The sequence below is a fragment of the Bradyrhizobium sp. UFLA05-89 genome, assembly GCF_059803475.1.
Window position 1 is genome coordinate 1 of the sequence record NZ_JBANBA010000024.1, and the last position, 23,076, is coordinate 23,076.

Sequence of the window (23,076 nt, forward strand, 5' to 3'; positions counted from 1 at the left end):
GCAGATCGTAGGCGGGCGACAGGACCGGCGTCCGCCGGTCGGGGTAGATCAACGACCAGTTCTTCAAGTGCATGTCGCGAAGGCCGATATGTCATGGGCGCGATTCCATTGGCCGGTTTATGCGACCGAGGTTCGGCGTCGCATCGAGCATCGCGGTCGCAAGAGCTGCGGCCGTCGGCTCGCTCGTCCTGGTCGAAGTCGGTGCCGCGCGTGAAACGAAATGCCGCGGAGCGCTTCGCCAAGCGCGCGGTGCGCGCCGTGGTGAAGGTTTCGTCCGCGGACAGCGTGGTCGCAGCGATCTTGTCTGTAATCCTTCAAGCGCTTGTTCGGATCGGCGCCCTGATCTCCGCTACCGCTCAGATCGCAAGGGCGATGACGGAGCTAAAGAATTGCGCCCCGAAACTGATATCCGATCTCTTTCTAGTCACCGCTGACGTGCGCTAGCGCACTCGACAGCCCGCGCGTGTTCGCATTGACGGCTTTGAGTTGCGCAGCAACTCTCATCCCGATGAGCCTAATAGGATAGCCTATGCGTCGGGACCACGAACAGAGAAGCGGAGAACAGATTGTAGAGAGTCTTTCCGCTTCGAAGCCTTCAGATCTAAGAAAGATACCATTTGCCGAGCGCTTGACCTGTACGATTGACGAAGCGTGCCAAGCAACCGGCTTGGGCCGAACCAAACTCTATGAATTAATAGGGGCAGGGCAGCTCGATACGCGGACCGTCGGACGTCGCCGACTCGTGCTTGTGCGCTCACTCCACTCCCTGCTCGACCCCAGTTGTTCAAAGGCTGACGGCATCGAAGACGTCTCGTAGCAAACCGATTTCTAGGATGCGCTATTTGGTCGACCAAGGATGCGTGCTCACCTCAGCACGCTGAGCCCCGGCCGCACCATCGCTCTGCCCGCGCGAACAGCAGCCCAAACCCGTAATCCAAGCGTGTCATTCTGTTCAAAACCGCGCGTGAGGGATCTTTTGGTCGCTCCCGACCTCCGCCCGAGAATTGGCTTGGGTTCCGGCACGAGCGGATACAATGGTGGGGCGGTTGGTGGGGCGGTAACCCAGAAACTGCGAATATCCGCAGAAAAAAGTAAGGCGCGACTGGCATCACCACAGTCGCGCCCTACGTCACCGGTTTATGGGGCAGGGGGGAATAACCGGCTGCCATGATGACTCCGGCGCGCGAGAGTCGTTCCAGGCGTTGCAAATTATTTTTGATCCGGTTTTTTTGGGGCGGTCTTTCTTCGCACACGGTTAAGTGATCGTGACTGCCGAGAACCCCGGACAATCCGGCAGCGTTGTTCCAGCGATCGCCATGGGGCGAGGGACGAACAACCATGTCACAGATCAGCAAAGCGTTTTTCGGGGCAGTCGCCATCTCGTTGACGCTCGGTGCCGTGCAGCTGGCGTCGGGTCACGATCTCGCCGATCGCTGGCAGGCCGTCGCCGACAAGCCGAGCCACGTTGTCAATCGCGCCGCCAAGGCGGATCGCATCGCCGATCGGAGGCCCGCAGCCGTGCCGACCCGCACCGTGTCGATGCGCCTCAACGATCTCGCCGATACGTCAGTGTTGCTGCGTGTTCCCGCGAGGATCGAGACCGGCAATGCGAGGCCGCCCGTCTTGCTGCAAAAGCAGGGGCGCAAGCCTACGGTCGCCTGCGAGCCCGTCGTCAGCTCGTTGACCGAAATCGCAAAGCTGCTCCAGCCCGGCCGCTGCGTGACCTGATCAGTTTGAATTCTGCTCGATAACTATTCGGCCGGCTCGGGCGAGGCGTTCTCTTCGGCTGTCCCGGCCCGGCTTGCCATGATTCCCAGCGCCACGCCGCCGATCGCGAGGATGGGAAGCAGCCGCTTGACGCCGATGGCGCGGACGATCTGCAAGCCCGTCGCAATCAGCATCGGATCGGACAGCATGCTTTGGGCTGCGGATCGCGCGGCCTTTTCCGCCGCCTGTCGCGCACGCTTCTCGGCCTCTCTCTTGTAGGCGATGTAGCTGCCGGCGGCGGCCAGCGTGAGCAGGAAGAACACCCCGGCGCCGGCAAGGCACGCCTGCACCGGGCCATAGTTTTGCAGCACCAGGATGAAGACCGCGGCGCAGAGAAATGCCGTGGTGATGAAGAGCGCAAGCGCCGCGGCTGCGGCCAGCGACGTCAGCCGCACGGTGGTCCCGGTGGACGCGCTGATGCCGTCGATAATCCGTTGAAACATCGCCCTCGCTCCTCAATCCCTCCTGCCAGCGTCCAAAGCGCGATGACGAGTCATGCTGATCTCATCGCGCGTTAGCGGCGCCAGGCAATGCCGATCAGGAAGCCGATACCGAGCGCCAGTCCCACGGTCGCGAGCGGGCGCTGGGTGATGGCATCCTCGAGCGTTTCCTCCAGCGAGGTCGCTGCGTCCTGTGCGGCATCCATCATCGCGCTGCCGCGCTCGGAGGCGTCATCCATCGCTGAATCCATCTGTTGGCGCGCCTGCTTGTAGCCTCGCCGGGCCTGCTTGCCCGCGGAGTTGGCAAAGGAATTGAGCGCGTCAGTGATCTGTTCGGTGAGGGCGGCGATATCGTTTTTCACGGCTAGGACATCCTTTTCGAGGCGTTCGCGGGCGGCCTTGTCGGTCCAGTCTTTCATTCCTGTTTCGGTATTTGTCATTGACATCGAAAGCTCCGGATCGTTGGCGGTGAGCTAGCCGGAAAAACGTTCCGCCGTGACGGAAGTTCCCGTTGCGGAAACTGCCTAGTCACCTGGCAGTTGCGGCGCATCCGCCGGCGCAAGATGCTCCTTCAGGATCAGCGCAACGATCAAAAGCGGCGATGACAGGAATGCCCCCATCGGGCCCCACAGCCAGGTCCAGAAGGCGAGCGCGAGGAATACCGCCAGTGCATTCAGTGCCAGCCGCCGGCCGATGATGGTGGGCGTGACAAAATGTCCCTCCAGGAAGGTCAGGCCGCCAAAGGCGAGCGCTGCCATCAATCCGCTGCCAAGGGTCGGAAAGGCGATCAAGCCGACCACGACCAGTACGACGAACATCGCGATCGGTCCGATGATCGGTATGAAGTTCAGCGCTGCCGCCAGCGCGCCGAGCCCGGCCGGATTGGGCATGCCGGTCAGCGCACAGACGATGCCGGCGGCGATGCCGACGCCGATATTGATGACCGACACCGTCAAGAGATAGCTGCCGAGATGGACCTCTATCTCGTTGAGGATCCGCAGCGTGCGCAGCCGGGCGTCGCGATCGCTGAAGGTCATGATCAGTGCGCGCCTCAAGTCGCGCCAGCTCGCGATGAACAGGATCAGGGTTGCGAAGAAGAGCAGGAATTCGGTGAAGGTCGGCGACAGGAATTCCAGGGTCGGCTGCACCCACTCGAACTTCGGCATCTGGAAGTTCGGCAGGCCTTCCGAACCGCCGACCATGGCTTGCAGCTCCTGCCACATTGCCAGCGGCCGGTCGAACAAATGCAGCTTGTCCTTGAGCTGCGCGCCGAGCTCCGGCAGGCGGGTGCTCCATTCCATGACCGGCGAAGCGATCAGGGCGACGACGAAGGTGACCATCGCGGTGACCGTGACCACGATCAGCACCGCGGCCAGCGCGCGTGGTACCCGTTGCCGCTCGAGAAATGTCGCCGCCGGCGACAGCATGGTGCCGGTGACGAAGGCCATCACCACGGGAAGGAAAAACGGCTTGCCGACATAGAGCACGGCCACGACCGCGATCAGAAGCATACCCGCAAGCGAGAAGGCGACGAACTCGGTACGCCGGATCACCGGCGGCAGGTCGCTCTTGCTGTCGGGAAGCGGCGTGCCTTCGCTGTCCTTGGAAAGCAGACGCTCACTGGGAAGGACGTGCACAGCCATTCTCCCGCACGAAGCTTACGCTCCGCGCGCGCAAGACTGCCTGAAGAACGTGCCTCTGATCGGAAGGTTCCGTCGCGTACTCGTGAAGTCGCCTTGGCTTGACTGTGACCGGTCGGCTGCGCGAGCGCGCGGAACTTGAGCCGTCGCAAGCGCGTTTGTTCAGGCAGCGCATCACCCTGATGCACTTCGATTCAAACGGGGCAGCACATGACACAGTTATCTGCATCCCACCGGCGGCTTTCGCCGCGCACCTTCACCGCGTTTGCCTTTGCGACAGCATTGCTGACGATGCCAGCCGGCGTCGCAAGCGCGCAGACCCTTGGCTTACAGACTCTTGGCTTCACGCCGATGCAGCTACAGGCCTTCCCGCAAAACAACTATGTGACCGAGCAGCCGCAGGCCTCGGATGATCCGGTCGCCTCGGACGATGCCGTCCTGCCCGAGCGGCTGCGCCGGCAGATCGTCAGCTTCGACGGCAGCCAGCCGGCCGGCACGGTCGTGATCGATACCGGAAATACCGTGCTCTATTACGTGCTCGGCCAGGGCCGTGCGATCCGCTACGGCGTCGGCGTCGGGCGCGATGGCTTCACCTGGTCGGGCGTGCAGTCGATCAGCCGCAAGGCGGAGTGGCCGGACTGGCATCCGCCGGCGGAGATGATCGCGCGCCAGCCCTATCTGCCACGCTTCGTCGCCGGCGGCCCCGGCAATCCACTCGGCGCGCGCGCGATGTATCTGGGCGCGAGCGAGTATCGCATCCACGGCACCAATGACCCCACCACGATCGGAAAATTCGTCTCCTCCGGCTGCATCCGCCTGACCAACGCGGACGTCGTCGATCTCTTCAACCGGGTCAATATCGGTACCAGGGTCGTGGTGCTTCCGAAGAACGCGCCGCTCATGGCGCGGGGCAGCGACGGTAAACCGGCGCGCCCGGTCACGACGACGCTGACCTCGGGACGCCAGGCGCTCAACGTTTCGGCCGTCTCCCTGAACGGTTCGGCGCCGAGGTAACATGATCAGGCGTTCGACCGGCAAACGGATGAGAGCGGCGGCCTTGCTGTTCGCTTCGCTTAGCCTGGCGCTGACGTCGTCGGCGCGCGCGGAGGATTTCCTTTCGGCGCTGTTCGGCGCGTTCGGTGCCCGGCCGCCACCCCAGATCAGGATGCCGTCCCCCGCCGACGACATGCCGCGCTACGAGGCGCCACGGGTGCGCTCCTATGGCGGCGGACAGGCCTGGTGCGTACGCACCTGCGACGGGCGCCACTTCCCGGCGCAAGGCAACGACAGCGAAAGCAAGGCGCAGAGCTGCAACAGCTTCTGTCCGGCGGCCGAGACTACCCTGGTCTATGGCAGCGACATCGACGACGCGGTCACGGAGACCGGGCAGGACTATGCCGACCTGCCGAATGCCTACCGCTATCGCAACGAGCTCGTCGCGGGCTGTACCTGCAACGGCAAGGATTCCGTTGGCCTCGCCGCGGTCAAGGTCACGGACGACCCGACCTTGCGCAAGGGCGATATCGTCGCGAGCCCCGGCGGATTGGTGGTCGCCAATCGCAATGCCAACGACAGGCACGGCGTCGCCATGAACTTCTCGCCGCTGCCGGAATCCGTGCGGGCGAAATTCCGCCACCTGCCGGTGGTGGCGCGGGAGTAAGTGCTTCCATCTGCGCGCGGGCTGGTCCCGTGCTCGGCGAGGGCGCCCTCGAGCGCGGGGCCTATGCCGCGCGAATCTTGCCGAGGAAGTCGCTGACCTGGTCGCCGAGCTGGCGGCTTTGCGTCTCGAGTAGTTCGGAGGCGTGCTTGACGTTGTCAGCGGCCGCGGCGGCCGCATCGGCATCGGCCTTCACGCCCGTGATATTGTCCGAGACGTTCCTCGTGCCCTGCGCGGCAAATTGCGTGCTGCGGGTGATCTCCTGCGTCGCCGCGCCCTGTTCCTGCACGGCCGCCGCGATCGCGGTCGCGACCTCGTTGACCTCGCCGATGATGCGGCCGATCGCCTGGATTGCGGTGATGGCATCGCCCGCGACCTTCTGGATGCCGGCGACCTGCTCGGAAATCTCCTCCGTTGCCTTGGCCGTCTGGGTTGCCAGCGATTTGACCTCGGAGGCGACCACGGCAAAGCCGCGCCCGGCTTCGCCGGCGCGGGCCGCCTCGATCGTGGCGTTGAGCGCCAGGAGGTTGGTCTGCGCTGCGATGGTGTTGATCAGGCCGACCACTTCGCCGATCCGGCTCGCAGAGGAAGCAAGGCCCTGAACGGTCCCGTCGGTATCGCGCGCCTGGCTCACAGCGCGGCTTGCGATGCCGGCTGCATGCGCCGCCTGCTGGCTGATGTCGTTGATCGAGGCGCTCAACTCTTCGGCGGCCGAGGCGACACTGTCCACGCTCGTCGACGCGTCGCTGGAAGCCTTGCCCGCGACCTGGACGCGCTCGTTGGTCTGGCGCGACACGGTCGAGAGATCGCCCGAGGTCTTGCGCATCTCGCCGGAAGCCTGGCTCAGTTCGTCGAGCGTCCTGCGTACCAGGCTCTCGAACTCGCCGACGGAAGCCTCGACCGCGCGCTGACGCGCCGCGGTGCCCGCATTGCGCTCGCGCTCCTGGGTCTCGATCGTGAGCTTGTCGGCCGCCTGCTGCTTGAAGGTTTCGAGCGCGCCGGCGAGAGCGCCGATCTCGTCGCGGCGGTCGAGATAGCCGCTGTCGACCGAGAGATCGCCGCCGGCGACCTTGAGCATGGCGTCGCGAATGTTGTGCAAGGGCCGGATGACGCGGCGGGTGACGGCGATCATCGCGCCGACCGCGAGCGCGAGCGCAAAAGTCAGCATTGCGATCTGCACCGCAAGCGCACGGCTCGCGGCCGAATATTGGCCCGCGGCATAGTCCCGCGCTTCATCCAGCGCGCGCTCGGCGACCGCGACCGCAGTGCCCATGCGCTGCGCGGTTTGCGGCGTCCATTGATCGGCGGTCAGCTCGGTCTTGGAGCCGACCATGATCTGGTCGATCAGCCGGTCGCGAAGCGCCAGGTAGTCTGGATTGAAATAGGCGGCCTTGGCCGCGCTCATGGCGCCAGCGAGCAGCGGCGAGAGCTGCATGCCGAGGGTGGAGGATTCCAGCCCGCTCCAGGAATTCTCGATCGCACCGACCGATTTGGTGTAGGTCTGCTGCGCTTCCATCGGCAGGCTGCCGGTCGCCACGAGACCGGTCGCCACCAGATCGGACGCTTCGCCGGCCGTATTGCGCAACAGCCAGGCGGCCTGCTTGATCGACAGGAGCTGGTCGATCAGCGGGTCGTTGTGATTGACGGCGGCCGTCAGGTTGGCAGAGATCTTTTCGAGTGTCGCGAGCAGCGCGCCGGTGGCCTCGGTATAGTCCTTTGCGAGATTTGGGTGCCGCGCCTTCTTCGCCTTGCGCATGTCGTCCCAGGCATCGCCCTGGAGTGCGGTGAGCCTCTCGACCTCCCGGTTCAGCGCGCCCACCAGCGTCGTCTGCTCGGCGAACGGAATAGACGGCAGCAGCGCCGCTGCGGCGCGGATCGCCGGCATTTCAGCGTCGTGAATGCCGTGCAGGAACTTGTCGATCTCCGGCGAGACCGCAGCCTCGCCGTTCAGCGCGCGCGGGGTCGACGAGCGATCGGTGCGCAGATTGTGCATCGCCTTGAAGGCGTGGCTCGAAGCTTCGGCGACCGCCGCGATCTGGCTGGTTGCGCGCAGCCGCTCCCAGGATTGCCAGGCTGTTGTGACGAGCAGCCCGACGACACAGGCTGCGAGCAAGGCGATGACGGACTGGAGCAGCGTCGATACGCTCAAACGGCCAAACATGACTGGAATCCCCCCGGAAGCCGCATATTTCTCGCAAAAGGGGATGAATTTAGTTGTAACGCGCGATAGCAGGATAGCCGGGGGAGCATGGCAGGGCGCGCCGACCGGCGGATGTTAAGAGATCGTTACCCCCCGCATTGTCGTCCTGGCAAAAGGGCAGAGTCTTGGCCATTGGCGCTTCTGGTAGAAATACGCATTTGCCAGAGGTTGTAGTGGGTTGCCTGAATGGAACCGGAGCGAGGGGCGCGGCGTTGGGAGTCCGTTAGCAAAAGGGGGGCCCTGCGATGCTCATCGGCGTACTCGTCACCTTTCTCGTCGTCGTCCTCGTTCTTTATCTCATCAACATGCTGCCGATCGACGGCCGCGCCAAGCAGATCGCGCGCGTTATCGTCATCATCATCGGCATCGTCTCTCTGTTGAAATATCTCACGGTGTTTTAGGCCGCGGCCGTAGCGTCGTAGTCTGGATGAGCGAAGCGACATCCGGGCTGAAATTGAGGCATGCCGGATATCGCTGCGCTCATCCCGGCTACAGGCTAAGCAAAAAGCCCCGGCGCGAGCCGGGGCTTTCGGTGTGTCGGGTCGCGTGGCTATTAGCCTGCCGTCTTAGCCCAGAGCCTTGGCCTCGCGGCGGCGTGCGGTGAGGATGTACTCGGTGTAGCCGTTCGGCTGCGTGCGGCCCTTGAAGACGAGATCGCAGGCGGCCTTGAACGCGACGCCGTCGAACGACGGCGCCATCGGCTTGTAGATTGCGTCACCGGCGTTCTGCTTGTCGACGACGACGGCCATGCGCTTGAGCGACTCCATCACCTGCGCCTCGGTGATGACGCCCTGGTGCAGCCAGTTCGCCAGATGCTGGCTCGAGATGCGCAAGGTGGCGCGGTCTTCCATCAGCCCGACGTCGTGGATGTCAGGGACCTTGGAGCAGCCGACGCCCTGGTCGATCCAGCGCACCACATAACCCAGAATGCCCTGGCAGTTGTTGTCGATCTCCTGCTTGACGTCATCGGGCGCCCAGTTCGACTTCGACACCGGAATGGTGAGGATGTCGGACAGCTTTGCGCGGGGCCCGCCCTTGGTGAGCTCCTGCTGGCGCGCGATGACATTGACCTGGTGATAGTGCAGCGCGTGGAGCGTCGCCGCCGTGGGTGAGGGCACCCAGGCAGTGGTGGCGCCGGCTTGCGGATGGGCAAGCTTCTGTTGCAGCATGTCCGCCATCTTGTCGGGCGCTGCCCACATGCCCTTGCCGATCTGGGCGTGGCCGGGCAGGCCGTCGATCAGTCCCATGTCGACGTTCCAGTCCTCATAGGCCTTGATCCACGCTTGCGCCTTCATCTCGTTCTTGCGGATCATCGGACCCGCTTCCATCGAGGTGTGGATCTCGTCGCCCGTGCGGTCGAGGAAGCCGGTATTGATGAAGACGATACGCTTGGAGGCTTGCTGGATGCAGGCCTTGAGGTTGACGGTGGTGCGCCGCTCCTCGTCCATGATGCCGACCTTGAGCGTGTTCTCCGGCAGTGCCAGCATCTGCTCGACGCGGCCGAAGATCTCGCAGGTCAGCGCCACTTCGTCAGGGCCGTGCATCTTCGGCTTGACGATGTAGACCGAGCCGGTGCGGCTGTTCTTGCTCTTCGAAAGACCCTTGAGGTCGTGGATCGCAAGCAAGCCCGTGACGGCGGCATCTAACAGGCCTTCCGGAATCTCCTCGCCCGTCTCATCGAGCACCGCGTCGGTGAACATGTGGTGACCGCAATTGCGCATCAGGAGCAGGCTGCGCCCGTGCAGCTTCACTTCGCCCTTGCCGTCCGGCGTCTTGTAGCTGCGGTCGGTGTTGAGCGAGCGGGTCAGCGTCTTGCCGCCCTTCTCGAAGTCGGCCGAGAGCGTGCCGTTCATCAGCCCGAGCGTGTTGCGGTAGACCAGCACCTTGTCCTCGGCATCGACCGCGGCGACGGAGTCTTCCATGTCGAGAATGGTGGAGACCGCCGCCTCCATGATCATGTCGGCAACCCCGGCGGGATCGTCCTTGCCGATCGTGTTGCTGCGGTCGATCTTCACCTCGACATGCAGGCCGTTGTTCACGAGGAGCACCGCGGACGGCGCCGCCGCATCGCCCACATAGCCGGTGAACTGCGCGGCATTCTTCAGGGCGGTGGCGTTGCCGCTCTTCAGCTTCGCCGCGAGCTGGCCTGCGACCACGCTATAGGCGGTGACGTCGGTGTGGCTGCCGGTCGCGAGTGGCACGGCGGCATCGAGGAAGGCTTTTGCTTTCGCAATGACCTTGTCGCCGCGCGCCTTGCTGTAGCCCTTGGCGGTGTCGGCCGCGTCATGCGGGATCGCATCGGTGCCGTAGAAGGCGTCGTAGAGCGAGCCCCAGCGCGCATTCGCTGCGTTCAGCGCGTAGCGCGCATTGGTGAGGGGCACGACGAGCTGCGGCCCGCAGATCTTGCCGATCTCTTCATCGACATTGGCCGTCTCGACCTTCTGCGTCGCAGTCTCGGGCAGCAGATAGCCGATCTCCTTCAGGAAGGTGGTATAGGCATTGATGTCGAACGGCTTGCCCTTATTCGCGCGATGCCAGTCGTCGATCTTGGCCTGCAAGCTGTCGCGGACCGCGAGCAGCGCGCGGTTTTTGGGACCCAGCTCCTTCACGATCGCGGCAAGCCCGGCCCAGAACGCGTCCGGCGCGATGCCCGTCTTCGGGGCCGCTTCCTTCGCGACGAAGTCGAAGAGAACAGGGGCGATCTTCAAACCATGGGCGTCGTGGCGTTTCATGAGGGGCTTTCTTGTTGGATTTGGCTGTTTTTGGCCGCCTTTGACCCGCTGGCAGCAAAACGCGCCCATAACGGGCGACTTTCGAGGCCCTATTAGCCTCAAAACCGGGGCGGTGAGAAGACCCCTAAAGTCTGTCAAAATGTCAAGATGGGGTGCCGCGGACCAACGCAACCGTTGTCATTCCCCGCGAAGGCGGGGCATCCAATACGCTGCGGCTTCTCCGTATCCCATCGCTGTCTCTGGGATACTGGGTCGCCCGGTCAAGCCGGGCGACGACAAGGGGAAATAGGCGAGCCTCAAATATTCGCGGCGAGGTCGACGACCTCGTCGAACAGCACGCCGCTTGCCTTCAGCATCTGTTCGATCGCGTCGGTTGCGTCCGCGACCGAACGTGTCGAGGTGTCGATGGTCAGCTCGGCACCTTGCGGCGGCTGGTAGTCGTTGCCGATGCCGGTGAACGACTGAAGCGCGCCGGAGCGGGCTTTCGCGTAGTGGCCCTTGGGATCGCGGCTCTCGCAGACTTCCGCGGGCGTCGCGACGTAGATCTCGCGGAACGTCGTGTCGGCGATGCGGCGCGCCGTGGCGCGGTCCTCGCGCGCGGGCGAGACGGCCGCGACGATCGCGATATGGCCGTTGCGGGCGAGATGCGTCGCGACTTCCGCGAGCCGCCGGATGTTCTCGCTGCGATCGGCGGCAGAGAAGCCGAGATCGCTGTTCAGCCCCGCGCGCACCGTATCGCCGTCGAGCAGGATCGGCGAGCCGCCATTGGTGAACAGACGCCGCTCCAGCGCTTTTGCCAGCGTCGACTTGCCGGAGGCGGGAAGGCCGGTGAGCCAGACCACGGCGCCGTTGTGCTGATAGCGCGCGGACCGCTCGTCGGGACGGAGTGCGGATTCCACCGGCACGATGTCGACGGGCACGGCGCGCTGTCCGGCGTCGACCGACAGCACCAGGCCGCCGCCGGCGATGCGCCCGGAGACCTCGATCACGAGGCGCCCGGTGCGCGGGTTCTCGGTATAGGGATCGGTGGCAATCGGATTGGAAAGCGAGATGTCGATCTCGCCGACATGGTTGCGGCCGATCGCCTTGTTCTCGCTGCTCGAGAGCTCACCGGGGTCGACAGCCTTCTCGATCGCAACGACGGTGGCGCGGCTTTCCTTCGGCCCGCAGCGCACCAGGAGCTGATCGCCCTTGGCGAGCGGCTTGTCGTGCAGCCAGAAGATGCGCGCGCGCAGGCGCCGCGTCTCGCGCGGCGCGGCGCCCGCATGCGCGATGATATCGCCGCGCTCGACGAACAGCTCGCGGTCGAGCGTGATGCCGACCGAGCGGCCCGCACCCTGCCGGGTCGCAACCGGCGTTACCGGCCAGCTCTCGACGGTCTTGATCTTGGCGATCTTGCCAGCCGGCATGATCACGATCTCATCGCCGGCAACCAGGCTGCCGGACTCGATGCGGCCCGCCACGATGCGGCGGTCGTCGAATTTGTAGATCGCCTGCACGGGCAGGCGCAGCGCCAGCGCCTTCAGCGGCCGCGCCGGCTCGAGCCGGTCGAGCGCCTCGACCACGGTCGGGCCCTTGTACCAGCCGATGCGATCGGTACGTTCCGCGACGCCGTCGCCGTCGCGCGCCGAAATCGGGATCACCGCCGTCGGCGTGACACCGAGGCCCTTCAGATGTGCCGAAATCTCGTCGCTGATCTCCTTGAATCGATCCGCGCTGAAATCGACGCGGTCCATCTTGTTGACGACGATCGCGACCTGCTTCACGCCGAGCAGATGCAGGAGATAGCCGTGCCGGCGGGTCTGGTCGCGCACGCCTTCAAGCGCATCGATGATCAGCACCGCGCCGTCGGCCTGCGAGGCGCCGGTGATCATGTTGCGGAGGAATTCCGCGTGGCCCGGCGCGTCGATCAGGACGATGTCGCGCGAATTGGTACGGAAGCGGATCTGCGTGGTGTCGATGGTGATGCCCTGGTCGCGCTCAGTCTGCAGCGCGTCGAGCAGGAACGACCATTCGAAGGGCATGCCGCGCCGTGCGCTGACGGCCTTGAGCATTTCGAGCTTGCCCTCGGGCAGGCTGCCGGTCTCATGCAGGAGGCGACCGACCAGCGTCGACTTGCCGTGGTCGACATGGCCGACGATGACGATGCGGACCTGCGGACGCGTGGTGCCGTTCGGAGTTGCTGGCGTAGCAGAAGTGACGAGCATGTTCATAGCCGCGTTGCGTCCTCAGGGATCAGAGATAACCGGCGACGCGCAGGCGCTCGAAGGCGTCCTCGGTCTCATGGTCGAGCGCACGGCCCGCGCGCTCCGGCACCTTGGTCTGTTCGAGCTCGATCAGGATCTCGTCGATGTTGGACGCTGTCGAAGCGACCGGATTGGTGATGTCCTGATCACCCAGTGAGCGATAGCGCTTGCCGTTCTGCGACAGATAAAGCGGGATGATCGGGATGTTCTCGCGCTTGGTGTAGGCCCAGATGTCGGCCTCGGTCCAATGCAGGATCGGATGAATGCGCAAATGGGCGCCCTGCGGCGGCGAGGCGTTGAAGTGGTCCCAGAACTCCGGCGGCTGGTCGCGCACGTCCCAATTGCCTTCGAGACCGCGCGGCGAGAACACGCGCTCCTTGGCACGCGTTGCCTCCTCGTCGCGACGGATGCCGGCGATCAGGCCGTCGAAGCCATATTTGGCGAGCGCCATCTTCAGGCCTTCCGTCTTGCGTGCGGCCGAGCGTGCGGCCGGCGGCAGCGTCGGATCGACGGCATCAATGGGCGGGCAGGGCTCGACGCGCAGGTCGAGCTCCCATTCCTTGCCGTAGTGATCGCGGAAGCGATACATCTCCGGAAACTTCTTGCCGGTATCGACATGCAGGGCCGGGAACGGCATCCGGCCGAAGAAGGCCTTCCGCGCCAGCCAGATCATGACGTTGGAGTCTTTGCCGAGCGACCATAGCAGGGCGATCTTCTTCAACCGGGCGAAGGCCTCGCGGAAGATGTAGATGCTCTGCGCTTCCAGCTGGTCGAGATGGTCCATGCTGGGCGGGAGATCTGCAGAAGATTCTTGCGCGCCCAGGCGCCCGATGAGGGCCGGGCTGCTCACTCCGACAGCTGCGGAATCGTCCTTGAGAAGATGCATCTCTGCCACTTTGCGTTTGGAGGCGAAAATTCTATAGTTGCAGCGCAGAAGAGAAGAAAAAATTTTCTCTTTGCGCGCTCGAAACGAGACATATATAGAAAATAATTCCAGTCAACCCCGTAATTGGGGAAGCAGGTACCGTATGCGCTTCTTGCCGGTATTCCTCGACATCAAGACCGGTCCGGTGGTCCTCATCGGCGCGGGTGAGCTGCTGCGCGCCAAATTGCGCGTGCTCGCGGCCGCCGGCGCGCGCATCCGTGTTCATGCGACTGATGGTAATCGCGACCTCAGCGGTGTCGGTGCCGATGATGCGCAACGCGTGACCTTTCTCGACGGCGATCCACTCACCGCGGATCTGACCGGCGTCATCGCCATAGTATGCGCAGGCGCAGGTGACATCGGCGTGGCGATGTCGGCGCGCGCGAAGTCGCTCGGATTGCCCGTCAACGTCATGGACGATCTCGAGCATTCGAGCTTCATCTTCCCCGCGATCGTCGACCGCGGCGACGTCGTGGTCGCCGTCGGCACCGGCGGCGCCTCGCCGGTCGTGGCGCGGCGCGTGCGCGAGAAGATCGAGGCGCTCCTGCCCGCTCGAATTGGCGATCTCGCCGATTTCATTGGCGGTTTCCGCAAATCCATTCACGCCGCGATTGCCGAGTTTCCGCTGCGCCGCCGTTTCTGGGAGCGCGTGATCGACGGCCCGATTGGCGCTCTGGTGCTCGCGGGCCGAAGGGCCGAGGCGGAAGCCGCGCTCAAGGCCGTTGCCGATCCCTCCGCGTTCGCGTTGGCCGACAAGCCGGCAGGGTACGTCGCGCTGGTCGGCGCCGGCCCCGGCGATCCCGATCTCCTCACCATCAAGGCACTGCGCGCGCTCCAGGATGCCGACGTCGTTTTCTATGATGAGCTGGTGTCACCTGAAATTCTCGATCGTATCCGCCGCGATACCGCGCGCATTCCGGTCGGTCGCCGCGTCGGCAAGCCCGGTATCGGCCAGGACGCGATTAACAGGCTGATGATCGAAGCGGCGCAGTCCGGCCAGCGTGTGGTGCGACTGAAGGGCGGCGATCCCTTCGTGTTCGGCCGCGGCGGCGAGGAAGTCGAAGCGTTGCGCGCGGCCGGCGTCGCCTATTCGATCGTGCCGGGCATCACCGCCGGGCTTGGTGGCGCCGCCGATTTCGAGGTGCCGCTCACCTACCGTCACGAGGCGCTGCGCATCACCTTCCTCACCGCGCACAAGGCGCGGGATGCCGAGACCGTCGACTGGTCGACGCTGACCGACACCAAGATGACTGTCGTCGTCTATATGGGCATGACCGCCGCGCCCGTGGTGCGCGAGGGTCTTCTCGCCGCTGGCCGCTCGCCGGAGACGCCCGTCGGCGTGTTCGCCCGCGTCACGCGCCCAGATGCGCAAGGCGCGATCGGGACGCTTGCAGAGCTACCCGAACTCGTCAGACGTCTCGACGGCGGTCCCGCCGTTCTCATCATCGGCGATGTGGTCCGGCATGCCGGCGCCTTTCGCCATCAATCCCCCAGGCAAATCATCTCTGAGCTATTGGAAGCTGCCCAATGACCTCTCCGCTTGAACAAAAGAAAATCAAGATCGCCGGCCCCTCGGTCGTGACCGCCAACCGCACCTGGGATGGCATCGTGGTCTATCGCACCGCCGCCAAAGGCTGGTCCGCGGACCTGTCAGAGGCCGCGATCGTGCGCAACTCGGATGAGGCCAAGGCGTTGCTTGCGGAGTCGGTGGCCGATGACGTCGGCGCAGTCGGCGCCTATATCGCGCCTGTGCAGGTCGACGAGGACGGCAAGATCCTCCCCGGGAACCTGCGCGAGCAAATCCGCCGCACCGGTGTGACCATCGGATCGCAGGCTCAGGTTTAAGGCGCTTCTCGATGTACGCTTATGATGAAATCGACCGCACGCTGGTCAACGAGCGGGTCTCGGAATTCCGCGACCAGGTGAAGCGCCGCCTATCGGGCGAGCTCACCGAGGACGAATTCAAGATCCTTCGCCTGCAGAACGGCGTCTATCTGCAACTGCACGCCTACATGTTCCGCGTCGCGATCCCCTACGGGACGCTGTCGTCGGAACAGCTGCGCCGGCTTGCGCATATCGCGCGTCGCTATGACCGCGGTTATGGCCACTTCACCACGCGGCAGAACATCCAGTTCAACTGGATCAAGCTCGCCGAATTGCCGGATGCGCTGGCTGATCTCGCCGAGGTCGGCATCCATGCGATGCAGACCTCCGGCAACAACATGCGCAACGTGACCTCGGACCAGTGGGCCGGCGTCGCCCCGGGCGAGATCGAGGATCCGCGCATCTGGTCGGAGCTGCTCCGCCAGCACACCACGCTGCATCCCGAGTTCTCGTTCCTGCCGCGAAAATTCAAGATCGCGATCACCGCGTCCGATCAAGATCGCGCCGCGATCAAGATCCACGATATCGGTCTGCGCCTCGTCAAGAACGAGAAGGGCGAGACCGGCTTCGAGGTGCTGGTCGGCGGCGGGCTTGGCCGCACGCCCTTCATCGCCAAGACCATCAAGCATTTCGTCCATGGCCGCGACATCCTGAGCTATGTCGAGGCGATCCTGCGCGTCTACAACCAGTATGGCCGCCGCGACAACATCTACAAGGCGCGTATCAAGATCCTCGTCCACGAGCTCGGCATCGAGAAGTTTTCGCGCGAGGTCGAGGACGAGTGGCAGCATATCCGCAACTCCTCGCTCCAGATCGACGATAGCGTCATCGAGGACATCCGCTCGCGCTTCTCCTATCCGGCCTACGAGAAGCTGCCGCATATGCCCGACGAGCTGCGCCAGGCCGCGGCCGATCCGGAGTTCGAGGCGTGGCGGAAGAACTCGGTGGCCCCGCACAAGGCGCAGGGCTACTCGATCGTCACGATCTCGCTGAAGCCGACCGGCGGACCTCCGGGCGATGCCACGGCCGAGCAGATGGACGCGCTCGCCGATCTCGCCGATAAATATTCCTTCGGAGAGATCCGCGTCGGTCACGAGCAGAACCTGGCGCTGCCGCATGTCGCCAAGCGTGATCTGCCGGCCTTGTGGAAGGCCCTCGACAAGCTCGGGCTCGCTACGCCCAACGTCAACCTGATCACCGACATCATCGCCTGCCCGGGCCTCGATTATTGCTCGCTGGCGAACGCGCGCTCGATCCCGATCGCGCAGGAGCTGACGCGGCGCTTTGCCAATCACGGGCTCGCCAACCTGATCGGCCGTCTGCACATCAACATCTCTGGCTGCATCAACGCCTGCGGCCATCACCATGTCGGTCACATCGGCATTCTCGGCGTCGAGAAGAACGGCGAGGAGGTCTACCAGATCACCATCGGTGGCCGCGCCGACGAGAATGCGGCACTCGGCAACCTGATCGGCCCCGGCGTGAAATTCGACGAGGTCGCCGACGTGGTCGAGGACATCGTCGAGGCCTATCTCGCGTTGCGCGAGCGGCCGGAAGAACTGTTTATCGATACCGTCAAACGCCTCGGTGTCGAACCATTCAAGGAGCGGGTTTATGCCACTCGTTAAGGGCGGAAAAATCGTCGAGGATAGTTTCGTCAAGCTCGACGTCGATGCGCCGCTGCCCGCCGCCGGCGATATCCTGGTGCCTGGCGACCGCTTCCTGAAGGATGCGGACGCCTTGCTTGCGCGTCCCGGCAAGGTCGGCGTGATCTGGCCGAACAATCGTGACATCGACGCGCTGGTGCCGTATCTCGGCAAGCTTGCTGCGGTCGCGCTGGTGTTCCCGACCTTCCGCGACGGTCGCGCCTACAGCCAGTCGCGGCTGCTGCGCGAACGCCACGACTATCGCGGCGAGCTGCGCGCAACAGGCCAAGTGCTGCGTGACCAGTTCGTGTTCATGCTGCGCGCCGGCTTCGACAGCTTCGAGGTCAAGAAGCAGGCCGATGCGGAAGCCTTTACGCAGACCGTGAAGCGCTATTCGGTGTTCTACCAGCCGACCGGCGATGGCCGCATCACCGCACTGCATCGGCGCATGCAACTGCGCCATTCGGAAGGTGTCGGCACGTGAACGCGATCGCGCCCGGGGATTCATTGTCGGCCGCGCCGGCACTGCCGTCGGCCGACGAGCTCAATCGCGCGTTGCGCGATGCCGCGCCCGGAGAGGTCGTTGCTGCGGCATTGAAGGTCGTCGGGCGCGAACGATTGGCGGTCGTGTCATCGTTCGGAACGGAATCGGCTGCGCTGCTCAAGGTGGTGGCCGACGTCGATCCGGCGATCCCGGTGGTCTTTCTCGACACCGGCTGGCTGTTCGAGGAGACGCTCGCCTATCGCGACACGCTGATCGCGACGCTCGGACTGAAGGATGTCCGCTCGATCGCGCCTCTGGCGGAGACGTTGACGCGCGAGGATCCCGATCGCGATCTCTGGTTCTCCAATCCCGACGCCTGCTGCCGTATCCGCAAAGTCGAGCCGTTGGCGCGGGCGCTGAAACCGTTCACCGCATGGATCAACGGCCGCAAGCGTTTTCAGGGTGGCGTGCGCGCCGAGATTCCGGTGGTCGAAGATGATGGCGCGCGATTGAAGTTCAATCCGTTCGCCAACGTTTCGCGCGAAGACATCAAGGCGATCTTCGCGCGTGCCAAATTGCCGCAGCATCCACTTCAGGCCTCAGGTTTCCTGTCGGTTGGGTGTATGCCTTGCACCAGCCGCGCGGCTGAAGGCGAGGACGAGCGGGCGGGCCGTTGGCGCGGCCGCGGCAAAACAGAATGCGGCATCCACACGATGAAGATTCCGTAGCACAGCCGCGCTACGTCGCCGCAAACAAGAAAATCCGGTTCCGTTGACTTAGAAGCATTTCGACCCGAGTTATGCCCGCATGCCATCGATGACGCCGATGTCGTCGAGGTAAATGGAGATGGACATGATCCGCCGTATTGTTCCGCTCGCGGCAGGCCTCCTCTGGGCAAGCTCGGCTTTCGCTGCTGACATCAACCTCTTGAACGTGTCGTACGATCCGACGCGTGAGCTCTATGTCGAATTCAACAAGGCGTTTGCGAACGCCTATCAGAAGGAGACTGGCAAGAGCGTCGAGATCAAGCAGTCGCATAATGGCTCGGGCGCGTCGGCGCGCAGCGTCATCGACGGCTTGCAGGCGGACGTGGTGACGCTCGCGCTCGCTTATGACATCGACGCGATCGCGGCCAAGGGCCTTACGGCCGCCGACTGGCAAAAGCGACTACCGGAGAATTCGTCCCCCTACACGTCGACGATTGTGTTCCTGGTGCGCAAGGGCAACCCCAAGGGCATCAAGGACTGGGACGACCTGATCAAGCCGGGCGTCGCCGTCATCACGCCGAACCCGAAGACGTCGGGCGGTGCGCGCTGGAACTATCTGGCAGCCTGGGGCTACGCGCTGAAGAAGTACGGCTCCGTCGACAAGACCAAGGAGTTCATCGGCAAGCTGTACCAGCAGGTGCCTGTCCTCGATACCGGTGCCCGCGGCTCGACCGTGACCTTCGTTGAACGCGGCGTCGGTGACGTGTTGATCGCCTGGGAGAACGAGGCATACCTGGCCCTGAAGGAATTCGGCCCGGAAAAATTCGAGATCGTGGCGCCGCCGCAGTCGATCCTCGCCGAGCCGCCAGTCGCGGTCGTTGACAAGGTGGTCGACAAGAAGGGCACCCGCAACGTAGCCGATGCCTATCTGCAATATTGGTATACCAAGGAAGGTCAGGAAATCGCGGCGCGCAACTTCTACCGTCCGCGTGATCCGGCGATCGCGAAGAAATACGAGAACTCTTTCGCAAAGGTCAGCTTGTTCACTATCGACGACGTGTTTGGCGGGTGGACCAAGGCGCAGAAGGAACATTTTGCCGATGGCGGCGTCTTCGATCAGATCTACAAGAACTGATCGGGCGCTGTCTTGGAGCATGATCCGGAAAAGTGTGAAGCGGTTTTCCGAAGAGATCATGCTCAAACAACAACCTGAAGCGCGATGATGAATCATCTCAATCTCATCGCGCTTTAGGAGGCTTTAGCAGGGGGCCTGGTGAGCGCAATCGCAGCAAGACGACGGACATTGCCGGGCTTCGGTCTCACGATGGGACTAACGCTGTCCTGGTTGTCGATCATCATCCTGATTCCGCTCGCGGGTCTTTTCTTGCGCACGCTCGAGCTGAGCCCCGAGCAGTTCTGGGCCATCCTGACCAGCCGCCGCACGCTGAACGCGCTGCGGGTGTCCTTCGGGCTCGCCTTTGCTGCGGCCTGCGTCAATCTCGTCATGGGCAGCATCATCGTCTGGGCGCTGGTGCGCTATCGCTTCCCTGGCCGGCGGCTGTTCGATGCCATCGTCGACGTGCCCTTTGCGCTGCCGACGGCGGTTGCCGGTGTCGCGCTGACCTCGCTGTTCGCGGAAAAAGGTTGGCTGGGCGCGCCGCTCGCAGCTCTCGGCATCAAGGTCGCGTTCACGCCGCTCGGCATCTTCATCGCCATGATCTTCATCGGCATCCCCTTCGTGGTGCGCACCGTGCAACCGGTGCTGCAGGATCTCGATCCCGAGATCGAGGAGGCGGCAGGAAGTCTGGGGGCCAGCCGTTGGCAGACCATCATTCGCGTGATCCTGCCCTCGCTCGCGCCGGCGCTGCTGACCGGACTGGCGCTCGCCTTCGCCCGCGCCGTCGGCGAGTACGGCTCGGTGATCTTCATTGCCGGCAACATGCCGAACGTGTCCGAGATCGCGCCGCTCCTGATCGTGATCCGGCTCTCTGAATTCCGCTATGCCGACGCGACCGCGATCGCGGTCATCATGCTCGTCGTTTCTTTCGTCATCATCTTCGCGGTCAACCGGTTGCAGCGCTGGGCGCAGAACCGGATCCCGGTACATTGAGGGCGGATACGATGACGATGCAGATCGCCGATTCAGTCTCGCTCTCCTCGCCCGACGCAAAAGCGCGCCTGCGTGCGGTCGCCACGCGCGAAAATCTTCGTACCGAACCGAAGGCGGTGCGGATCGCGATCACCTCCGCTGCGATCCTCTTCCTCACCGTCTTCGTCGTGCTGCCGCTGGTCGTCGTGTTTGCGCAGGCCCTCTCCAAGGGCATCATGGCCTATCTCGCCGCGCTGTCGGAGCCGGAGGCGCTGGCCGCGATCCGGCTGACGCTGCTGGTGGCTGCGATCTCGGTCGGCCTCAATCTCGTGTTCGGTCTGATCGCGGCCTGGGCGATCGCCAAATTCGAGTTCAAGGGCAAGACCTTCCTGATCACGCTGATCGACCTGCCGTTCTCCGTCAGCCCTGTGATCTCGGGTCTCGTCTTCGTGCTCTTGTTCGGCGCGCAGGGCTATTTCGGCGGCTGGCTGCGTGATCACGACATCCAGATCTTGTTCGCGGTGCCCGGCATCGCGCTCGCGACCACCTTCGTGACCTTCCCTTTCGTGGCGCGTGCGCTGATCCCCTTGATGCAGGAACAGGGCACGCAGGAGGAAGAGGCCGCGATCTCGCTTGGCGCCTCGGGTCTGCAAACGTTTTTCCGTGTGACCTTGCCCAATATCAAATGGGGCGTGCTCTATGGCGTGCTGCTCTGCAATGCGCGCGCGATGGGGGAGTTCGGCGCGGTTTCTGTCGTGTCCGGCCATGTCCGCGGCGAGACCAACACCATGCCGCTGCTGGTCGAGATCCTCTACAACGAATACCAGTTCGTTGCCGCGTTCGCGATCGCCTCGCTGCTCGCGATGCTGGCACTGATAACGCTAATTGCCAAAACCGTTCTCGAACGTCATCTGGACGAAGGACACGACTCCCGTGACCATTGAAGTCAAGAATCTCGTCAAGAAGTTCGGCAGCTTTGCGGCGCTCGACGGCGTCGACCTCAAGGTCGACAATGGCGAGTTGCTGGCGCTGCTCGGTCCCTCCGGCTCCGGCAAGACCACGCTGCTTCGGATCATCGCCGGCCTGGATTGGCCGGATTCGGGTGAAGTCTCTTTCAACGGTGAGGACGCACTCGCGCGGGGCGCGCGCGAGCGGAATGTCGGTTTCGTGTTCCAGCATTACGCGCTGTTCCGCCATATGACCGTTTTCGAGAACGTCGCCTTCGGCCTGCGCGTGCAGCCACGCGCGGCGAGGAAAGAGGAGGCGGCGATCCGCTCGCGCGTCAAGGAGTTGCTCGATCTCGTGCAGCTCGACTGGCTCGCCGACCGCTATCCAAGCCAGCTCTCTGGCGGCCAGCGCCAGCGTATTGCGCTGGCGCGTGCGCTCGCAATCGAGCCGCGCATCCTGTTGCTCGATGAGCCCTTCGGTGCGCTGGATGCGAAGGTGCGCAAGGAGCTGCGCAAATGGCTGCGCTCGCTACACCACGAGATCAACGTCACCTCGATCTTCGTCACGCACGACCAGGAGGAGGCACTCGAAGTCGCCAACCGCGTCGTGGTGATGGACAAGGGCAAGATCGAGCAGATCGGCTCTCCCGCTGACGTCTATGAACGACCGGCAACCGCCTTCGTGCACGGTTTCATCGGCGAATCCATCGAGCTGCCGGTTCAGGTTGCCGATGGCGTGGTCCGGCTTGGTGATCGGCCGCTCGGGCTCGCAGCTGATGGGCTCACGTCTGGCGCGTCACGGCTGTTCGTACGGCGACACGACATGCTCGTCGGCCCGCCCGGCAGTGGCGCCTTCGAGGGCGCCGTGCAGCATGTGCGGAACTTCGGCCCTGTGCAGCGTGCCGAAGTCGCGCTGTTGGGTGGCGAAACCATCGAGATCGACGCCCCCCGCGACAAGGAGTTGTACGCCGGCGACAGGGTCGGCCTGGAGCTCCGCCGTTACCGGATATTTGCGGGCGCCTGAGGCCGGTATTTCCGGGGTGCGATAGTGCGGCCTCGGAAGCCGTGCCACAATCTCGAGATTCCAGGTTCGACGCTTCACATCGCCCCGGAACGACGGCAGCATTTTCCGTAAAATTCACCTTTCAGCCACGGTTGGTATGCAACAACGGCCCGTCTTCTTGGGGGCCCGATTCATGCGCGCTACGGCCGCAATTCTCATCGCTTTGCTTCTCGCCGGTTGCGCGGGTAACGAAGCGCCGGTCGAACAGCCGTCGATGTATGCCGACATGGCCGTCTCAGGCGCTCGGCTCGATGCGCAGGCCGCGGCCGTGATGATCTCGCAGTACCGCCAGAACAACGGCCTCGGCACCATCGTCATCGATCCCGACCTGATGCGACTGGCCGAATCCCAGTCCCAGGCGATGGCGACCGCCAACAAGATGGACCACGACGTCCGTGCGCCGCTCGCCAAGCGGCTCGCCGCCGGCGGCTATCCGGCGACCGTCGCGGTCGAGAACATCTCGGCCGGTTATCATACGCTGGCGGAAGCATTTTCCGGCTGGCGCGACTCGCCGCCACACCGTGCCAACATGCTCAAAAGCGGTGTCACAAAATTGGGTATAGCGGCGAGCTATGCTCCGAACACCAAATACAAGGTGTTCTGGACGATGATTATGGCGGCTACCGAGCCCCGATAAGCCAGTCTTGAT

23 protein-coding genes are annotated in these 23,076 nt (G+C 63.9%); 16 read left to right on the forward strand and 7 right to left on the reverse strand.

Annotated features, from left to right (window positions below; genetic code table 11):
* Window positions 1-93: 93 nt before the first annotated feature.
* The 3 genes from SO139_RS15070 to SO139_RS15080 all read left to right on the forward strand — a co-directional run bounded on the left by SO139_RS15070 (window position 94) and on the right by SO139_RS15080 (window position 1,728).
* The gene (locus SO139_RS15070) at window positions 94-444 is read left to right on the forward strand and encodes a hypothetical protein (protein WP_498540193.1); all 351 of its coding nucleotides are present in this window, start codon (window positions 94-96) and stop codon (window positions 442-444) included.
* Between the two features lie 85 nt (window positions 445-529).
* Window positions 530-817, forward strand: a complete 288-nt coding sequence (locus tag SO139_RS15075) for a helix-turn-helix domain-containing protein (RefSeq protein WP_498540194.1) — start codon at window positions 530-532, stop codon at window positions 815-817.
* Window positions 818-1,338: 521 nt separating this feature from the next.
* On the forward strand, window positions 1,339-1,728 hold the full coding sequence (locus SO139_RS15080) for a hypothetical protein (protein WP_449377010.1): 390 nt from the start codon (window positions 1,339-1,341) through the stop codon (window positions 1,726-1,728).
* Window positions 1,729-1,751: 23 nt separating this feature from the next.
* Here SO139_RS15080 and SO139_RS15085 read toward each other — a convergent pair whose 3' ends face one another.
* The 3 genes from SO139_RS15085 to SO139_RS15095 form a co-directional block, all read right to left on the reverse strand.
* Window positions 1,752-2,210 carry a hypothetical protein gene (locus tag SO139_RS15085; protein ID WP_449377009.1) on the reverse strand — a complete coding sequence of 153 codons (459 nt, stop codon included), beginning with the start codon at window positions 2,208-2,210 and terminating at the stop codon, window positions 1,752-1,754.
* Between the two features lie 71 nt (window positions 2,211-2,281).
* Window positions 2,282-2,653, reverse strand: coding sequence for an ElaB/YgaM/YqjD family protein (locus SO139_RS15090; protein WP_449377008.1), 372 nt, complete (start codon window positions 2,651-2,653; stop codon window positions 2,282-2,284).
* A 78-nt stretch (window positions 2,654-2,731) separates the two neighbouring features.
* A complete protein-coding gene (locus tag SO139_RS15095) occupies window positions 2,732-3,844 on the reverse strand; it encodes an AI-2E family transporter (RefSeq protein WP_449377007.1) in 1,113 nt (370 codons plus the stop codon).
* Window positions 3,845-4,057: 213 nt separating this feature from the next.
* Between SO139_RS15095 and SO139_RS15100 the strand changes: the two genes are divergently transcribed.
* Together SO139_RS15100 and SO139_RS15105 are read left to right on the forward strand one after the other, a co-directional pair.
* On the forward strand, window positions 4,058-4,861 hold the full coding sequence (locus tag SO139_RS15100; protein WP_449377006.1) for a L,D-transpeptidase: 804 nt from the start codon (window positions 4,058-4,060) through the stop codon (window positions 4,859-4,861).
* A gap of 1 nt (window position 4,862) precedes the next feature.
* Window positions 4,863-5,507, forward strand: coding sequence for a DUF2865 domain-containing protein (locus tag SO139_RS15105; protein ID WP_449377005.1), 645 nt, complete (start codon window positions 4,863-4,865; stop codon window positions 5,505-5,507).
* A 61-nt stretch (window positions 5,508-5,568) separates the two neighbouring features.
* Here the strand turns inward: SO139_RS15105 and SO139_RS15110 are convergent, their stop codons facing one another.
* The gene (locus SO139_RS15110) at window positions 5,569-7,665 is read right to left on the reverse strand and encodes a methyl-accepting chemotaxis protein (protein ID WP_449377004.1); all 2,097 of its coding nucleotides are present in this window, start codon (window positions 7,663-7,665) and stop codon (window positions 5,569-5,571) included.
* A 284-nt stretch (window positions 7,666-7,949) separates the two neighbouring features.
* Between SO139_RS15110 and SO139_RS15115 the strand changes: the two genes are divergently transcribed.
* Window positions 7,950-8,105 carry a Thivi_2564 family membrane protein gene (locus SO139_RS15115; RefSeq protein WP_449377003.1) on the forward strand — a complete coding sequence of 52 codons (156 nt, stop codon included), beginning with the start codon at window positions 7,950-7,952 and terminating at the stop codon, window positions 8,103-8,105.
* Between the two features lie 165 nt (window positions 8,106-8,270).
* Here SO139_RS15115 and SO139_RS15120 read toward each other — a convergent pair whose 3' ends face one another.
* The 3 genes from SO139_RS15120 to cysD all read right to left on the reverse strand — a co-directional run bounded on the left by SO139_RS15120 (window position 8,271) and on the right by cysD (window position 13,466).
* Entirely contained in the window at window positions 8,271-10,436 is a 2,166-nt protein-coding gene (locus SO139_RS15120) for a malate synthase G (RefSeq protein WP_449377002.1), read from the reverse strand.
* 296 nt (window positions 10,437-10,732) lie between these two features.
* Window positions 10,733-12,649 carry an adenylyl-sulfate kinase gene (gene cysC / locus SO139_RS15125; protein ID WP_449377001.1) on the reverse strand — a complete coding sequence of 639 codons (1,917 nt, stop codon included), beginning with the start codon at window positions 12,647-12,649 and terminating at the stop codon, window positions 10,733-10,735.
* A gap of 22 nt (window positions 12,650-12,671) precedes the next feature.
* Window positions 12,672-13,466, reverse strand: coding sequence for a sulfate adenylyltransferase subunit CysD (cysD, locus tag SO139_RS15130; RefSeq protein ID WP_449377000.1), 795 nt, complete (start codon window positions 13,464-13,466; stop codon window positions 12,672-12,674).
* Between the two features lie 244 nt (window positions 13,467-13,710).
* On the opposite strand from cysD, the gene cysG reads away from it, so the two are divergent.
* The 10 genes from cysG (at window position 13,711) to SO139_RS15180 (ending at window position 23,064) form a co-directional block, all read left to right on the forward strand.
* Window positions 13,711-15,138, forward strand: coding sequence for a siroheme synthase CysG (gene cysG, locus SO139_RS15135; protein WP_449376999.1), 1,428 nt, complete (start codon window positions 13,711-13,713; stop codon window positions 15,136-15,138).
* The gene (locus tag SO139_RS15140; RefSeq protein ID WP_449376998.1) at window positions 15,135-15,452 is read left to right on the forward strand and encodes a DUF2849 domain-containing protein; all 318 of its coding nucleotides are present in this window, start codon (window positions 15,135-15,137) and stop codon (window positions 15,450-15,452) included. The genes cysG and SO139_RS15140 overlap by 4 nt, the downstream gene beginning before the upstream one ends.
* A gap of 11 nt (window positions 15,453-15,463) precedes the next feature.
* Window positions 15,464-17,119: a nitrite/sulfite reductase gene (locus SO139_RS15145; RefSeq protein ID WP_449376997.1), complete on the forward strand. Its 1,656-nt coding sequence runs from the start codon at window positions 15,464-15,466 to the stop codon at window positions 17,117-17,119.
* Window positions 17,106-17,621, forward strand: coding sequence for a DUF934 domain-containing protein (locus SO139_RS15150; RefSeq protein WP_284268293.1), 516 nt, complete (start codon window positions 17,106-17,108; stop codon window positions 17,619-17,621). Before SO139_RS15145 ends, SO139_RS15150 begins: the two co-directional genes overlap by 14 nt.
* A complete protein-coding gene (locus SO139_RS15155; RefSeq protein ID WP_449376996.1) occupies window positions 17,618-18,349 on the forward strand; it encodes a phosphoadenylyl-sulfate reductase in 732 nt (243 codons plus the stop codon). The genes SO139_RS15150 and SO139_RS15155 overlap by 4 nt, the downstream gene beginning before the upstream one ends.
* Window positions 18,350-18,461: 112 nt before the next feature.
* Window positions 18,462-19,463: a sulfate ABC transporter substrate-binding protein gene (locus SO139_RS15160; protein WP_449376995.1), complete on the forward strand. Its 1,002-nt coding sequence runs from the start codon at window positions 18,462-18,464 to the stop codon at window positions 19,461-19,463.
* A 138-nt stretch (window positions 19,464-19,601) separates the two neighbouring features.
* The gene (gene cysT, locus SO139_RS15165) at window positions 19,602-20,438 is read left to right on the forward strand and encodes a sulfate ABC transporter permease subunit CysT (protein WP_449376994.1); all 837 of its coding nucleotides are present in this window, start codon (window positions 19,602-19,604) and stop codon (window positions 20,436-20,438) included.
* An 11-nt stretch (window positions 20,439-20,449) separates the two neighbouring features.
* A complete protein-coding gene (cysW, locus tag SO139_RS15170) occupies window positions 20,450-21,361 on the forward strand; it encodes a sulfate ABC transporter permease subunit CysW (protein WP_449376993.1) in 912 nt (303 codons plus the stop codon).
* A complete protein-coding gene (locus tag SO139_RS15175; protein ID WP_449376992.1) occupies window positions 21,351-22,388 on the forward strand; it encodes a sulfate/molybdate ABC transporter ATP-binding protein in 1,038 nt (345 codons plus the stop codon). Before cysW ends, SO139_RS15175 begins: the two co-directional genes overlap by 11 nt.
* A 172-nt stretch (window positions 22,389-22,560) precedes the next feature.
* On the forward strand, window positions 22,561-23,064 hold the full coding sequence (locus SO139_RS15180; protein WP_449376991.1) for a CAP domain-containing protein: 504 nt from the start codon (window positions 22,561-22,563) through the stop codon (window positions 23,062-23,064).
* The last annotated feature ends 12 nt before the right edge of the window (window positions 23,065-23,076 follow it).

Bases quoted from the DNA above. Each gene is read 5' to 3' on its own strand.
- cysG (WP_449376999.1), top strand. From the start codon at position 13,711: ATGCGCTTCTTGCCGGTATTCCTCGACATCAAGACCGGTCCGGTGGTC.
- SO139_RS15075 (WP_498540194.1), top strand. From the start codon at position 530: ATGCGTCGGGACCACGAACAGAGAAGCGGAGAACAGATTGTAGAGAGT.
- SO139_RS15100 (WP_449377006.1), top strand. From the start codon at position 4,058: ATGACACAGTTATCTGCATCCCACCGGCGGCTTTCGCCGCGCACCTTC.
- SO139_RS15115 (WP_449377003.1), top strand. From the start codon at position 7,950: ATGCTCATCGGCGTACTCGTCACCTTTCTCGTCGTCGTCCTCGTTCTT.
- SO139_RS15110 (WP_449377004.1), bottom strand. From the start codon at position 7,665: ATGTTTGGCCGTTTGAGCGTATCGACGCTGCTCCAGTCCGTCATCGCC.
- SO139_RS15145 (WP_449376997.1), top strand. From the start codon at position 15,464: ATGTACGCTTATGATGAAATCGACCGCACGCTGGTCAACGAGCGGGTC.
- SO139_RS15160 (WP_449376995.1), top strand. From the start codon at position 18,462: ATGGAGATGGACATGATCCGCCGTATTGTTCCGCTCGCGGCAGGCCTC.
- SO139_RS15080 (WP_449377010.1), top strand. From the start codon at position 1,339: ATGTCACAGATCAGCAAAGCGTTTTTCGGGGCAGTCGCCATCTCGTTG.
- SO139_RS15070 (WP_498540193.1), top strand. From the start codon at position 94: ATGGGCGCGATTCCATTGGCCGGTTTATGCGACCGAGGTTCGGCGTCG.
- cysW (WP_449376993.1), top strand. From the start codon at position 20,450: ATGACGATGCAGATCGCCGATTCAGTCTCGCTCTCCTCGCCCGACGCA.
- SO139_RS15150 (WP_284268293.1), top strand. From the start codon at position 17,106: ATGCCACTCGTTAAGGGCGGAAAAATCGTCGAGGATAGTTTCGTCAAG.
- cysD (WP_449377000.1), bottom strand. From the start codon at position 13,466: ATGGACCATCTCGACCAGCTGGAAGCGCAGAGCATCTACATCTTCCGC.
- SO139_RS15090 (WP_449377008.1), bottom strand. From the start codon at position 2,653: ATGTCAATGACAAATACCGAAACAGGAATGAAAGACTGGACCGACAAG.
- SO139_RS15085 (WP_449377009.1), bottom strand. From the start codon at position 2,210: ATGTTTCAACGGATTATCGACGGCATCAGCGCGTCCACCGGGACCACC.
- cysC (WP_449377001.1), bottom strand. From the start codon at position 12,649: ATGAACATGCTCGTCACTTCTGCTACGCCAGCAACTCCGAACGGCACC.
- SO139_RS15105 (WP_449377005.1), top strand. From the start codon at position 4,863: ATGATCAGGCGTTCGACCGGCAAACGGATGAGAGCGGCGGCCTTGCTG.
- SO139_RS15180 (WP_449376991.1), top strand. From the start codon at position 22,561: ATGCGCGCTACGGCCGCAATTCTCATCGCTTTGCTTCTCGCCGGTTGC.
- SO139_RS15140 (WP_449376998.1), top strand. From the start codon at position 15,135: ATGACCTCTCCGCTTGAACAAAAGAAAATCAAGATCGCCGGCCCCTCG.
- SO139_RS15120 (WP_449377002.1), bottom strand. From the start codon at position 10,436: ATGAAACGCCACGACGCCCATGGTTTGAAGATCGCCCCTGTTCTCTTC.